This window comes from Pontibacter chitinilyticus, from assembly GCF_039748935.1.
Classification (GTDB): domain Bacteria; phylum Bacteroidota; class Bacteroidia; order Cytophagales; family Hymenobacteraceae; genus Pontibacter; species Pontibacter chitinilyticus.
Genome location: NZ_JBDIZJ010000003.1, coordinates 423,104 through 437,560, shown reverse-complemented (window position 1 = coordinate 437,560; position 14,457 = coordinate 423,104). Strand labels below are relative to the sequence as shown.

Sequence of the window (14,457 nt, the reverse complement as noted above, 5' to 3'; positions counted from 1 at the left end):
ACTCTACACCTGTCAGCTTACATATCTCTTCGGCAAACTCTCTGATGGTGATCTCAGAAGGATTGCCCACATTTACCGGCAGCGCATAGTCGCTGAGCAGCAGGCGGTAAATGCCTTCTACCAAATCATCTACATAGCAAAACGAACGGGTCTGGCTGCCATCGCCAAAGATGCTCAACGGCTCTCCCCGCAAAGCCTGGCTCAGGAAAGCAGGCAGTACGCGACCATCGTCCAGGCGCATGCGTGGACCATACGTATTGAAGATACGCACAATGCGGGTTTCCAAACCATGGTGCATGTGGTAGGCCATAGTCATGGCTTCCTGAAAGCGCTTTGCTTCGTCGTAGCAGCCACGCGGACCTACTGGATTCACGTTGCCCCAGTAATCCTCGCGTTGCGGGTGTACCAGTGGATCGCCATATACTTCCGAAGTAGAGGCGATTAGCATGCGGGCATTCTTGGCCTTGGCAAGGCCCAACAGGTTATGCGTACCCAAAGAGCCTACTTTCAGCGTCTGAATCGGAATTTTCAGATAATCGATTGGGCTGGCGGGGGAGGCAAAGTGCAGGATATAATCCAGGTGCCCCGGCACATGCACAAACTTAGAGACATCGTGGTGGTAAAACTCGAAGTCCTGTAATTTAAACAGGTGCTCAATGTTTTCCAGGTTGCCCGTAATCAGGTTATCCATGGCAATGACATGGTACCCTTCCTTAATAAATCTATCACAAAGGTGCGAGCCCAGAAAGCCCGCACCACCTGTGATCAATACTCTTTTTTTAGACATATATTAGTTAAACTGCTGCATTTTCTTCCTGAATGACCTGCTGCAGGCCAATTCCGTAGTAAACGAAGCCTTTATCGCGCATGTCAGCAGCATCATAGATATTTCTGCCGTCAAACACAACTTTGTTCTTCATGAGCTTACTTACTACGTTAAAGTTCGGTGATCGGAATTCAGGCCATTCTGTTACTAGCAGCAAAGCATCGGCATCAATCAAAGCTTCATATTCGTCACGACCATACTCGATGCTGTCGCCCAGCGTGTGCTGTGCCTCTTTCATAGCCACCGGATCATAGGCCCGCACTTTGGCACCTTGCTCCAGCAACTTTTGGATGATCACTAGTGACGGTGCTTCACGCATGTCGTCAGTTTTTGGCTTGAAGGAAAGACCCCAAATAGCAAAGGTTTTACCAGCCAGATCGCCGTTAAAGTGTTTGCTGATCTTATTATATAATACTGATTTCTGATTCTCATTCACTTCTTCCACTGATTGCAGTACGCGCATCTGATAGCCATTATCGGAAGCAGTGCGGATCAACGCTTTCACGTCTTTCGGGAAGCAGGAGCCGCCGTAGCCGATGCCCGGGTAGATGAATTTATTACCAATACGGGCGTCTGAGCCAATACCTTTGCGCACCATATTCACGTCAGCGCCCATAATCTCACACAGGTTGGCGATATCGTTCATAAAGCTGATTTTGGTGGCCAGCATGGCGTTAGCCGCATACTTGGTCATTTCGGCAGAAGGGATGTCCATGCAGATAAGCGGATGCCCGTTCATCAGGAATGGCTTATACAGCTTCTTCATCACCTTCTCTGCTCTGTCAGAGGCAACGCCTACCACAATACGATCCGGCTTCAGGAAGTCTTCGATGGCAGCGCCTTCTTTCAGGAACTCAGGGTTCGAGGCCACATCAAACGGAATGTTAACGCCACGCTTCTCCAGTTCCTCCTCAATCGCCTTACGCACCTTGTTAGCAGTACCAACCGGCACAGTGCTTTTTGTTACTACTACCACGTAGTCGTTCATGTTCTGGCCAATGCTACGAGCAACTGCCAACACATACTTCAAATCGGCACTGCCGTCTTCACCCGGAGGTGTGCCTACCGCAATAAAGGCCGCATCGCAGCCCTGGATACTGGCAGCCAGATCTGTTGAGAAAGTGAGGCGTTCTTTCTGCGTGTTTCGCGCCACCATTTCTTCCAGCCCCGGCTCATAAATAGGAAGAATGCCTTTTTTAAGATTATCAATTTTCTTAGTGTCGATATCAATACAAATCACATCAATACCAACTTCGGCGAAACAAGTTCCTGTTACCAGGCCTACATACCCAGTACCAACTACGGCTATTCTCATAAACTTAATAGATTGAGGTTACAAATATAAAATTATTCTTTTTATGTATACTTTAATATGATGCACTAATTGCGTAAAACTGCCGCAGAAAATAACTAATGAGCCTGCAGGTGGTGCTTCCACCAATACTGAAAGACCAACAGCATCCATACCGGGGTTTCAACGGAAGAAGATGAAGCTGAGTTCAGTTGCTGGCGTAAGTTTCTGACCTGCTGTACATCAAACATACCCTGTTCTGCTACAAATGCATCTGACAGATATTCTTCCACCAGATGCCGCCCTTCCGATTTCAACAGCGTTTGCAGCGGGATCTCAAATCCTTTTTTAGGCCTTTTCAACAACTCGGGCGGCAAAGCCTCCCGAAATGTTTCCTGTAAAATCTTTTTCCGGATACCTGCCTGAACTTTAGAGCTGGCAGGTAATGTAAAAACATAGGCGGCAAGCCGGTGATCCAGAAACGGGCTCCTGACTTCAAGGCTGTTAGCCATCCCCATCAAATCAATTTTAGGGAGCATATCATTTGCCAGCACCAGTTGCCAGTCGGCCAACAGTACGCTATTCAGGTCTACAGGGTTTTCAACAAGGGGGTTGAGAACACTTTTTTTTCTTGAGTAGTATGATTCGGCAAGGGCAAACGCTCTTTTCTGAGGGTGTAGCAAAGCTGCAGCCGCTGTTTCATGCTGCCAAGAGGCCCAAAACCAGTAGCGTGCATCCGCCGGCATGGCAGCCCCTTGGGCAAAGCGCTGCAACTGCCGCACTTTGTTACCCCTCGCCCCTGTTCTGGATGCAGGTAAGGCATCCCACAGCCACCGAAGCTGCCTTATTGCTCGGGTAGTTGCACCTCCCGCTGCAGCGCTATAGAATGCCCGGTGTTTGTTATAGCCTCCAAACAGTTCGTCGGCTCCATCGCCGGAAAGTACAGCCTTTACCCGCTTGCCTGCATACTTACTCAGCACATACACGGCCAGTGCCGACGAGTCAGCGAAAGGTTCACTGAGGTTGTTTAGCATGCCACATAGGTGCTCGTACAGGTCGCCGGTGTGTAGCAGCAGTTCGGTATGGTCTGTTTTATACTTCTGTGCTACCAGACGGGCGTAGTGTGTTTCATCAAAGTATGGCTGCTCTTTAAAACCAATTGAAAAGGTTTGAAGTGACGGATTGTGTTTCGCAGCTAGTGCTACTACTACGGAAGAATCGATGCCGCCACTCAGGAAAGCGCCGACCGACACATCAGCTACCTGACGGTCTACCACCGCTTGTTCCATTAGCTGTGCCAGTGCCTGCTGTTGCTGCTCGTAAGGTTGCGGGTTGCGAGCTGCTTTTGCGGCATTAAAAGGCAAGGTATACCATACTTCTTCCTGCACTTGCCCTTTTTGTATGTGCAGGACGTGGCCAGGCAGCAGTTTTCTTACTCCCCGTAACATAGAAGCAGGAGCCGGCACGTAGCTTAATTGCAGGTACTGGAGTAGCGACACACAATCTACTTCACGTGGAACACCCAGCGCCAGCAGCGCGGCCATCTCAGAGCCGAATAGAAACTGATTGGCATCGCTGTAGTAGAGCAGCGGCTTTTCGCCGAAGCGGTCCCGGGCAATAAACAGGCTTTCGGTGGCGGCATCATACATTGCAAACACGAAGAAGCCCTGCAGTTTATGCAGACACTTCTGCCCCTCCCGCATGCATAGCTGCAGCACCACTTCTGTGTCTGAGGTTGTTCGGAAGAGCACTCCCTGCTGCTGCAAGGCAGTCCGCAGCTGTTTATAGTTAAATATCTCGCCGTTAAAGATGATCGTGTAGCGACCGCTCTCGTCTGAAAAGGGCTGGTTTGCTTCTGCGGCAGGATCAATGATAGAGAGGCGGCGGTGCGCCAGCCCCACGGAGCCATGCAGATACAGCCCGTCAGCGTCGGGGCCGCGGTGCCGCAGCGCTGCCGACGCCTGCCGCAGCCGGGCCAATGCCGCATGGCCACCTTCCGAAAAAGCATATACTCCTGTTAGTCCGCACATAGGTTTAGGTAAAGGTATACTTTATCTTTTAGCCTTCCCTTTGTTCACACCTACGGCGCCTAATTTTTTGCACCGGATCAACCTATTTTCACCTGTTTCAACAACCTGGCTCCGGATAAAAAGTATAGCTATTTACATATCACCTAAGTCATTTTTATGAAGCCGGATTGGTTGGATAGGAAGGAATATCCGTTTAAGTCGAGATATATACAAGTAGAGGCAGGCAAAATGCACTATATAGATGAGGGAGAGGGTATGCCCATCGTTATGCTGCATGGCACGCCTTCCTGGTCATTCCTTTACCGTAACCTGATCAAGATCCTTCGCAAACATTATCGCTGCATTGCCATGGATATGATTGGCTTCGGCCTTTCGGACAAGCCGGAGAACTGGAGCTACAAGCCGCGTGCCCATGCCGCCAACTTCGAAAAGCTGATGGAGCACCTGCAGCTCAAAGACATTACCCTGCTGACACATGACTTTGGCACTCCAATTGGCCTGGCTTATGCCATCAGGCATCCCGGCAATGTGAAAAACATTGTGATGCTGAACTCCTGGACCTGGTCCCTCTCCAGGCATCAGACCTTTACGAAAGCCAGCAAATACCTGGTGGGGCCTCTGGGCAAGTTTCTGCATTCCAAATTAAACGTATCAACCAGAACACTTGTAAACGAGCTTTTTGGTGATATTGAGAATTTTCCGGAACCCTTGAAACAGCATTATGTGCAGGCGCTGGGCCAACCGGAGGATTGTGTTAAAAAGCTGGCCTGTGCCCGTGAACTGGTGGGCGCCAGCAAGTGGTATGAGGAGCTTTGGCAGCAACGAAAGCGGATACAGGACATCCCGACGCTCATTCTCTGGGGAGAACGCGACAAGCTGATAAAAATCGAAGCCTTACAGCATTGGAAGAAATTTTTCCATGAGTGTTACGTGATCCATTTTGAAGATGGAGGCCACTTTTTGCAGGAGCACAACGCAACCGAAGTAGCACATTACGTGCAGAATTTTATAAAAGAAGAGCAGAAGAAGCATGCAGTAGAACACTACCAGACCTAACTAAACTTGAAACACCATGAAAGCAGAGAACCTACAGAGCCAGAACCTTACAGACGCTACCAACAACAATATCGCCCGGACACAAGATGAACTATACGGCAAACCAGAGCCCGAGCAATATACAAACAACATTACCCGCCATTCGGTGTATAAAAGCCTGATGCAGTCGTGGCAGCACTTACGCGAAATGGATTGCAGCCTTGCAGAGCAGGCGCATCCTGCCTTATAAAGCCAGGCATCAAAGACACTTATACTTATAAAAAGAGGCGCAGCTATACTTGCTGCGCCTCTTTTTTGTGCTTACGGATTCATTAACTGTCTGTCGTGGGTTACGGCGGCCTCTTGCTTTGGCTGGAATATCTTGCCGGGATTCAGGATACCATGCGGATCGAATAGTTCTTTGATGCCCTGCATCAGCCGCAGTTGCACCTCATTGAGCGCAAGATGAATGTAGGGCCGCTGCACCAGGCCAATGCCGTGCTCCCCGGAAATGGTGCCGCCCAGGCTAACACACAACCTGAAAATTTCTTCTATCCCTTCAGATAGTTTATACGTCCAGTCCTCGTCGCTCATATCGGCCTTTACAATGTTGACGTGCAGGTTGCCATCACCGGCATGGCCGTAGCAAACAGACTTGAAGTTATACTTGCGGCCAATCTCCTTTACACCTTTCAGCAACTGCGGCAGCTCTGCGCGGGGCACTACCGTGTCCTCTTCTTTATAGATAGAGTTCGCTTTAACGGCATGGGCCACGTTGCGGCGCAGCTGCCACAATTCAGTTTTCTGCTTTTCGTTGTCTGCCACCAGTATTTCGCCTACATCATAGGTTTCCAGTACTTCGTATACCCGCTCCGCATCTTTAAACAGCAGGTCCATGTCATACCCGTCCAGTTCTATAAGCAGGTGCGCTCGTTCCTCTTCCGGCCGCTGCAGGTTCAGGCCCAGGTAGCGGTCGGCCCAGTCAATGGCCTCGCGCTCCATAAACTCGAGCGCCGAAGGCACAATGCCTGCCATAAATATCTTTGATACGGCTGCACAGGCTTCTTCCTCCTGCCGGAAAGGCACCAGCAGTACCAGGTTTTGCGTCGGGTATGGAATAAGCTTGAACACGATTTTGGTAATAATGCCCAGGGTGCCCTCACTGCCTACCAGCAGCTGCGTCAGGTTATAACCCGTGGCATTTTTGAGCACGTTGGCGCCTGTCCAAGTCTTCTCTCCGGTTGGCAACACCACCTCCATGTTGAGCACATAATCTTTGGTAACGCCATACTTTACTGCCCGCGGGCCGCCGCTCGACTCGCTTAGGTTGCCACCTAAGAAGCAGCTGCCCCGGCTCGACGGGTCAGGCGGGTAGAAGAGGCCCCGCTCGATGACAGCCTCCTGAAATACTTGTGTGATCACGCCCGGCTCCACTGTTGCCTGCAGGTTGCGCTCATCGATGTGGATAATTTTATTCAGGCGTTCGGTAGAAAGCACCACACCGCCATGCACTGCCAGGGCGCCGCCGCTCAAGCCGGTACCTGCTCCTCGTGGCGTTACCGGCACAAAATTTTCGTGGCAGTAATGCATAATACGACTGATTTCGTCGGCGTTAGCAGGTTTAAGCACTATCTCCGGATGGTAGCACAAGTCTTCGGTTTCATCGTGCGTGTAGCGCTGCATGTCGTCGGTAGCGTCAGGCAGCACTACATGCTGCTCTCCTACTATGTCGGTTAGGGCCGCTACAACTGCCGGAGTTACTTCTTTAAATTTCATTTTTGATACGAAAGGTTAATCCTTAATTTAGCCAAACAGAATACGTTGTTTCACTCTCGCTAAAAATAAGCCTTGAAAACATTATTTACTACCTCTGCCCTGTTAATCTTTTTCCTGGCCTTGATGGCTTCCTGCCAATCCTCGCAAGTTGTTTTTAGCAAACCGGGCGAAACGTACCAATCAGCCCGGGAGATTGCCGCCGCCAAACGGGCAGAACGCAAAGCCCGCCGCAATGGCACGAGCCGCAGCAAAAGCATTGCCACCTCCAAAGACCGCACCAGCCGCACCCATATACCACGCAACCTCGACGAACAGGTGAGCACCGTAATACAGACTGCCCGCTCCTACACCGGCGTACCGTATAAATGGGGAGGCACTACCCGCGTCGGGATGGACTGCTCCGGACTGCTGTGTACCTCTTTTCAAAGTATAAACGTTACGTTGCCCCGCACCTCGGACGAGCAGAGCCATTATGGCAAAAAGGTAAAGCTGAAGCGCATACGCGAGGGTGATCTTGTATTCTTCGGCGCCAACAGGTTCAGTAACAATGTGACGCACGTAGGCATGGTGACGGAGGTGAACGGCAAAGATGACATCCGGTTTATACATGCCTCCAGTTCGCTGGGCGTAACAGAAAATAACCTGATGTCTGATTATTTTCAGAAGATTTTCATAAAAGCAGTGCGGCCGCAGGATTTTTAACCTACTAACATACAGTTTGTTAATAGCTGCATGTTAGACACAAGTCGCTCTTTTTACATTAAAATAACAGAAACAGAAAGACTTTTACACGATTAAGCGGTATTTTTGCAAAAACCACTTAATCGTATTTATGAAAAACTTTTACAAAGCCCTGATTTTGTGCTTGGTAACGCTGCTCCCGCTGCAGTTTACCTGGGCGCAGGGCACTACAACTGCCGCGATGAACGGCGTGGTTCAGGATGAAAGCGGAACAGCATTGCCGGGAGCTACGGTAATTGCAGTGCACACTCCTACCAACACCCAGTACGTTGCCCCTACCAACACAGAAGGACGTTATAACTTCCAGAACATGCGCGTAGGAGGCCCTTACACAATTACGGTCAAGTATGTAGGGTATCAGGATAAAGTTACAAATAACATCAACCTTGGCCTAGGCCAGAACCTTACCCTGAACTTTACGCTGTTATCTGGCAGCCAGACGCTGAGTGAGGTACAGGTGGTTAGCAAAGATGACGACCTGATCAGCATCGACAGAACGGGTGCTTCTACTCAAGTATCTACCGAGCAGATCGAGTCCTTGCCTACTATTACCAGAAGCCTTTCGGACTTTACCAGAATAACTCCACAGGCCTCTACCGCCGGCTCCGGCACTTCCTTTGCAGGCCAGAACAACCGTTTCAATAACTTCTCTATCGATGGTACGGTGAATAACGACGTATTCGGCTTGTCCTCTTCTGGCACAAACGGTGGTCAGACAGGCGTACAGCCTATCTCGCTGGATGCAATTGAGGCGATTCAGGTTGTTATTGCTCCGTTTGATGTACGTCAAAGCGGCTTTACAGGAGGGGGTATCAACGCCATTACTCGCAGTGGCTCTAACAAATTTACTGGTTCCGCATACTGGTTTGGCAACAGCGAAAAGCTGGTAGGCAAAAGCCCGGACGCTGAAAGAACCAAACTGCCGGAATACACCGATTACCAGGCTGGTTTCAGAGTAGGTGGCCCAATTCTGAAAAACAAGCTGTTCTTTTTCCTGAACGGTGAAAAAACAAATAAAACAGCGCCGCTTCTTTTCGAACCAGGCACTTCTTCTTCTAACATCAGCGTAGCCGAAGCAAACCGTGTGCTTGCCGTAGCGAACCGTCTGGGATATGACCCAGGCAGCTTTTTATCGCAGCAGGACCAAACAAGCAGCGAAAAGATCTTTGCCCGTCTGGATTGGAACATTAACAACAACCACCAGTTAACGCTTCGCCACAGCTATGTGCATGGCGAAGACATCGACAACTCTAGAAGCCCGAATGCCCTGCGCTTTTCCAACAATGCGCAGGTATTCCCGAGCACTACAAACTCAACTGTTCTGCAACTGCGCAGTTCATTTGGTGAAGGCAAATTTGCCAACGAGGCAATCGTAGGTTATACTGCTGTGCGTGATGACAGAGGCATTGCAGGCGACCCGTTCCCATCGGTTACGCTTCGCCTTAGCGGTGGCAGAACCATTGCCCTTGGCAGTGAGCCCTTCTCTGTGCAAAACCAGCTGGATCAGGATGTGTTTACCGTAACAGACAACTTCAACATGTTTATGGGCAAGCATACCTTTACCCTGGGTACCAGCAACGAATTCTACAAAACGTATAACCTGTTTATCCGCCAGGAATTCGGTGCCTACGAGTATAACTCCATCGAAGCCTTTGAAGCCATCGGCACTCCTGCTGAAACAGCTCCATCAGCTTTCTTCCGCAACTACTCCCGTACATCAAACCGCCAGGAAGGTGCCAACTTTAGCGCCTACCAGCTCAGCTTTTATGCTCAGGATGAGTATGCCATACTGGATAACCTGAAAGTAACAGGCGGTATCCGCTTCGATATTCCTACTTTTAACGACGAACCAGCGGTAAACCAGGAGTTTAACGAGGCTTTTGCAAACCGTGGCTTAGCTACAAACAAAACGCCAGGTGCTCAGTTTATGATCTCTCCACGATTGGGCGTAAACTGGGACGTGTTTAAGAACAATAACACGCAGCTGCGCGGTGGTGTTGGTATTTTTACCGGCAGAGCTCCTTTTGTTTGGATCGCCAACCAATACACCAACACAGGCCAGCTGCTGGGTAGCCTTTCACTAACACCAGGCAGAAACGGCAACCCAACACTGGATGCACTTCGCTTTAACCCGGATCCGAATACACAACCAACAGCTACTTCTGTAGGCCTATCGGACAGAACAGCGGAGATCAATATCACAGATCCTAACTTTAAGTTCCCGCAGCTAGTGCGCTATAATGCTGCCATTGACCAGCGCCTGCCGGGCAACTTTATCGCTACCCTGGAAGGTATTTACTCTACCAACCTGAACAACATCTACTACCAGAACCTGAACTTGGAGCAAACCGGCACCTTAGCAGGCACGGACAATCGCCCTATCTTCAGCCGCATAGCTGGTAACAACTTCCAGGACATTATTTACCTGACCAACACCAACAAAGGCTACTCTTACAGCGCCACAGCTCAGGTACAGAAAACATTTGACTATGGCCTGTTTGGCTCTATAGCCTATACTTACTCCCGCGCTAAAGACGTAAATCCGGGCGGCTCCAGCCAGGCACGCTCTAACTGGATCAACGTAAACCAGGTAAATGGCCTGAACAATGTACAGGAAGCTTATTCTGACAATGATGTGCGCTCACGTGTAGTAGCGGCTTTGAGCTACGTACTGAAGCTCGGAAACTACTCTTCTACAACTATTTCCGCCTTCTATAATGGCCAGTCTGGCGTTCCACTTTCTTACATCTATAATGGCGATATCAACGGAGACGCAGGCCGTACGAACGACCTGATCTACGTTCCAGCCGCGCAAAGCGAAATCAACCTGGTTGACATTAAAGATTCAAATGGCAATGTGGTGACATCTGCCGCTGACCAGTGGACTGCTTTGAACTCCTTTATTGAGGGCAACGACTACCTGCGCAGCAGAAGAGGCCAATATGCAGAACGTAACGGCGACAGGCTGCCTTGGCAAAACCAGGTAGACCTGCGTTTGATGCAGGAGTTTGCTCTGAAGCATGCTGAAAACAGCCACAAACTGCAGGTATCGCTGGACATCCTTAACGTAGGCAACCTGATCAACAAAGACTGGGGCAGACAGTATCAAGCTTCGTTCAACGCCAACCAGTTGATTGACATCGCTGGCGGAGCCGGAACAGCTACCCCATCGTTTAACTACACAGGCCGAGGCTTAACAGATGGCAAGCCATACTTCGTGAGCGACTTCTTCTCACGCTGGAGAGGCCAGCTTGGCGTTCGTTATATCTTCAACTAAAAACACCTTCAGAATTTTGTATTGAAAAGGCGGAGCAGCAGCTCCGCCTTTTCTTTTTTGCCTTTTTTTAGCTGGTGTTTAGACATCAGAATTAGCAGCAAGTATGGTAATAAATATTTAACAATCACCTGCTTGAAATGTGAAAGCATCCCACTACTTTTGCGCGCAAATCAACCAACCCTTTATGAAAAAGTTTATTAGTTTGTTGTGCCTCATCATGGCGATGGTGCTGCTGGTGCAGCATGCCTGGGCACAAGGAAGTACCACATCCGCGATGAACGGTAAAATTACCGATGCTAGCGGAGAGGGATTACCGGGGGCAACTGTAATTGCAGTACACACCCCTACGAACACCCAGTATGTGGCTGGCACGAATGCTGATGGTCGTTACAACTTTCAGAACTTGCGCGTAGGTGGGCCTTACACCATCAAAACAAGTTATGTAGGCTACCAGGAACAGCGAGTGGATAACATCTTCCTGAAGCTTGGACAAAACCTGTCGCTGGACTTTAAACTTACTTCAGGAAATGTGAGCCTGAACGAAGTTGAGGTTGTCAGCAAAAAAGACAACATCATTAACACCGACCGTACCGGTGCTGCCACCAACGTATCGCGTGCGCAGATCGAGGAGTTACCAACCCTTAGCCGCAGCCTTCAGGACTTTACACGCCTGACACCGCAGGCCAACGGCAACTCGTTTGCCGGCCGCAGCAGCAGCTACAACAACACCACCATTGACGGAGCCCTCTTCAACAACTCTTTTGGCCTGCAGGCCAACGTAGGCTCTCAGACAAGCGCCCAGCCTATTTCGCTGGATGCCATTGAGCAGATTCAGGTGAACCTGGCCCCTTACGACGTGCGCCAGGGTGGCTTTACAGGTGCCGGCATCAATGCCGTTACCCGCTCAGGCACCAACGACTTTACCGGTTCCGTTTACTGGTTTGGTCGTAACGAAAGCTTAGTAGGCCGCAATGTAGGCGACACGAAGATGCCAAAGCAGGAGTTCTCACTGTCGCAGCGTGGCGTACGTTTAGGCGGTCCGATCATCAAAGACAAGCTGTTCTTCTTCGCTAACTATGAGCAGGAACGACAGTCTTCTCCAGGCTCCAGCTTTGTGGCTTCCCGCCCGGGACTGTCTGGCTCCAACGTTTCTACAGCAGATGCTGCCCAGCTACAGGAACTCAGCAAATTCTTGAAAGACAAGTTCAACTACGAAACTGGTCCTTTCGAGAACTATAACATGGATACTTACAACAACAAGCTGAACGCGAAGATTGACTGGAACATCAGCAAGAACCACACCTTCTCTTTCAAGTATAACTACCTGAAATCGTGGAAAGATATTCCGGCTTCTAACTCCGGCGCACCTGCCGGCAACCGCCAGCCAAGCGTTACGTCGCTTCCGTTCAAGTCTTCCAACTACGTGATCAACAACAACCTGAACTCGTTTATTGGTGAGTTAAACAGCCGTTTCGGCGACAGATTCGCCAACAACCTGATCCTGGGTTATACCGGCTTCCGTGATTTCCGGGAGAGCCGCGGCGGTATTTTCCCGCTGGTGGACATTGAGAACGGCAGCAAAGCGAGCTTAACAGCTTTCGGTTACGAGCCTTTCTCAGCAAACAACCTGCTCAACTCTGACGTGTACCAGCTGAGCGATAACTTCTCGATCTTCGCCGGCAAGCACGTTATAACACTGGGTACATCTAACGAAGCCTACAAATTCACGAACGGTTTTGCTCCGAACTACTATGGCCGTTACCGCTACGCCAGCCTGCAGGACTTTTATGATGACGTAAACACCGGAACAGCTAAAGCCACTGAATACCAGCTGCAGTACTCTGCTGTGCCAGGTGGTGCATTCCCTTACGCGGTGATCAAAGCGATGCAGCTTGGTTTTTATGCCCAAGATGAGTACGCTGTTTTGAACAACCTGAAGTTAACTGCCGGCCTGCGTGCCGACCTGCCGATCTTCAATTCAGAGCTGTTGTCAAATACGGCTGTAGAAGCGATGAGCTTCCGTAACGGGGAGGCGATCGATGTAAGTAAACTGCCGGACACGAAAGTACTTTGGTCTCCGCGTTTCGGCTTTAACTGGGATGTAAAAGGCGACGCTACCACCCAGGTACGTGGCGGTACAGGTATCTTCACTGGCCGTGTTCCATTTGTGTGGATCTCTAACCAGGCTTCTAACAACGGTGTGCTGTTCGGTTCCTTCACTGATACTAAACAAAGCTACCGTTTCAACCCGGATGTAACAGCAAATATTCCGCAAGGAGGCGCAGCAGCAAGTTCTTATAACTTAGCCGTTACTTCCCCAGACTTCAAGTTTCCGCAGGTATTCCGCAGCAACCTGGCTGTTGACCAGCAGTTGCCTTTCGGTCTTATAGGTACCCTCGAGGCGATTTACACCAAAGACGTGAACTCTGTGTACCATCGCAATGCCAACCTGCCAAATGCCACCAGCACTGCTAAAGGCGCTGATAACCGCCCTATTTACTATAAGGTAGATGCCAACGGAAACCCGGTTTATGAGCCAAACAGAGATGGCAAACTGGTATTGGTGAACCAGAACCGTGTTTACTCCAACATCAGCGACGCGATTGTTATGGATAACACCAGCAAAGGTTACTCTTATACTTTGACCGGCCAGTTGCAGAAGAGCTTCAGCAACGGCTTGTTCGCCAGTGTTGCCTATACTTACTCCGATGCCCGCTCCGTAAACGACGGAGGCTCTATTGCCCAGTCGATCTGGAGAGACAGACAAGTATCTGGCGACCCGAATGCAGATGCGCTTTCTTACTCTAACTACCTGACCAAGCACCGCGCCATCTTAGCCTTGTCGTACAAGAAGGAGTACATCGGCCACCTGGCTACCTCGCTTTCTACTTTCTTTGAAGTAGCTTCCGGTAACCGCTTCTCTTATACTTACTCCGGCGATATCAATGGTGACGGGCAATCGTCTAATGACCTGATCTACGTGCCAAGAGACGCCAGCGAGGTTGTACTGGTAGCCGCTAACGGCACCGACACCCGCGATGCCGGCACCTTGTGGAACCAGCTGGATGCCTACATCTCTCAGGACGACTACCTGAGCAGCAGAAGAGGCCAGTACGCTGAGCGTAATGGTGCTGAAACACCCTGGACAACCCGTATGGACGTACGTTTGCTGCAGGACCTGTTTACCAACGTAGGTGGCAAGAAGAATACGCTACAGCTAAGCTTCGACATCTTTAACTTTGGTAACCTGCTGAACAAGAACTGGGGCATCGTGCAAACCACCAACAGAACCAGCTTGCTGAACTTTAACGGCTACACCGCCGATGGCAAGCCGATGATTTCTTTCCCATACCTGAACGCAGCTGCGCAAACAGTATTAACAGAATCCTTCCGCGACAACACCAGCGACATTTCCCGCTGGAGAGCGCAGGTAGGCATCCGCTACATCTTCAACTAATTGCCTTCAGTAGAAATTTTTCTG

The 14,457-nt window shown here is 50.1% G+C and carries 9 protein-coding genes; 5 read left to right on the top strand and 4 right to left on the bottom strand.

Annotation, left to right across the window (positions count from 1 at the left end; genetic code table 11):
• The 3 genes from ABDW72_RS08225 to asnB form a co-directional block, all read right to left on the bottom strand.
• Window positions 1-787: NAD-dependent epimerase/dehydratase family protein (locus ABDW72_RS08225; RefSeq protein WP_347158052.1), on the bottom strand; the 787-nt coding region annotated here is incomplete at its 3' end.
• 7 nt (window positions 788-794) lie between these two features.
• Window positions 795-2,141, bottom strand: coding sequence for a UDP-glucose dehydrogenase family protein (locus ABDW72_RS08220; RefSeq protein WP_347158051.1), 1,347 nt, complete (start codon window positions 2,139-2,141; stop codon window positions 795-797).
• A gap of 95 nt (window positions 2,142-2,236) precedes the next feature.
• Window positions 2,237-4,147: an asparagine synthase (glutamine-hydrolyzing) gene (asnB, locus tag ABDW72_RS08215; RefSeq protein WP_347158050.1), complete on the bottom strand. Its 1,911-nt coding sequence runs from the start codon at window positions 4,145-4,147 to the stop codon at window positions 2,237-2,239.
• Between the two features lie 228 nt (window positions 4,148-4,375).
• On the opposite strand from asnB, the gene ABDW72_RS08210 reads away from it, so the two are divergent.
• Together ABDW72_RS08210 and ABDW72_RS08205 are read left to right on the top strand one after the other, a co-directional pair.
• Window positions 4,376-5,203 (top strand): alpha/beta fold hydrolase, encoded by an 828-nt coding sequence (locus tag ABDW72_RS08210; RefSeq protein ID WP_347158049.1) that lies wholly within the window; start codon window positions 4,376-4,378, stop codon window positions 5,201-5,203.
• A 16-nt stretch (window positions 5,204-5,219) separates the two neighbouring features.
• Window positions 5,220-5,432: a hypothetical protein gene (locus ABDW72_RS08205; protein WP_347158048.1), complete on the top strand. Its 213-nt coding sequence runs from the start codon at window positions 5,220-5,222 to the stop codon at window positions 5,430-5,432.
• Window positions 5,433-5,503: 71 nt separating this feature from the next.
• Here the strand turns inward: ABDW72_RS08205 and ABDW72_RS08200 are convergent, their stop codons facing one another.
• Complete coding sequence (locus tag ABDW72_RS08200; RefSeq protein WP_347158047.1) at window positions 5,504-6,958, bottom strand: FAD-binding oxidoreductase; 1,455 nt, start codon at window positions 6,956-6,958, stop codon at window positions 5,504-5,506.
• Window positions 6,959-7,030: 72 nt separating this feature from the next.
• Between ABDW72_RS08200 and ABDW72_RS08195 the strand changes: the two genes are divergently transcribed.
• The 3 genes from ABDW72_RS08195 to ABDW72_RS08185 all read left to right on the top strand — a co-directional run bounded on the left by ABDW72_RS08195 (window position 7,031) and on the right by ABDW72_RS08185 (window position 14,433).
• Window positions 7,031-7,660: a C40 family peptidase gene (locus ABDW72_RS08195; protein WP_347158046.1), complete on the top strand. Its 630-nt coding sequence runs from the start codon at window positions 7,031-7,033 to the stop codon at window positions 7,658-7,660.
• A 130-nt stretch (window positions 7,661-7,790) separates the two neighbouring features.
• On the top strand, window positions 7,791-10,976 hold the full coding sequence (locus tag ABDW72_RS08190) for a TonB-dependent receptor (protein ID WP_347158045.1): 3,186 nt from the start codon (window positions 7,791-7,793) through the stop codon (window positions 10,974-10,976).
• Window positions 10,977-11,160: 184 nt separating this feature from the next.
• On the top strand, window positions 11,161-14,433 hold the full coding sequence (locus ABDW72_RS08185; RefSeq protein WP_347158044.1) for a TonB-dependent receptor: 3,273 nt from the start codon (window positions 11,161-11,163) through the stop codon (window positions 14,431-14,433).
• Window positions 14,434-14,457 lie beyond the last annotated feature (24 nt).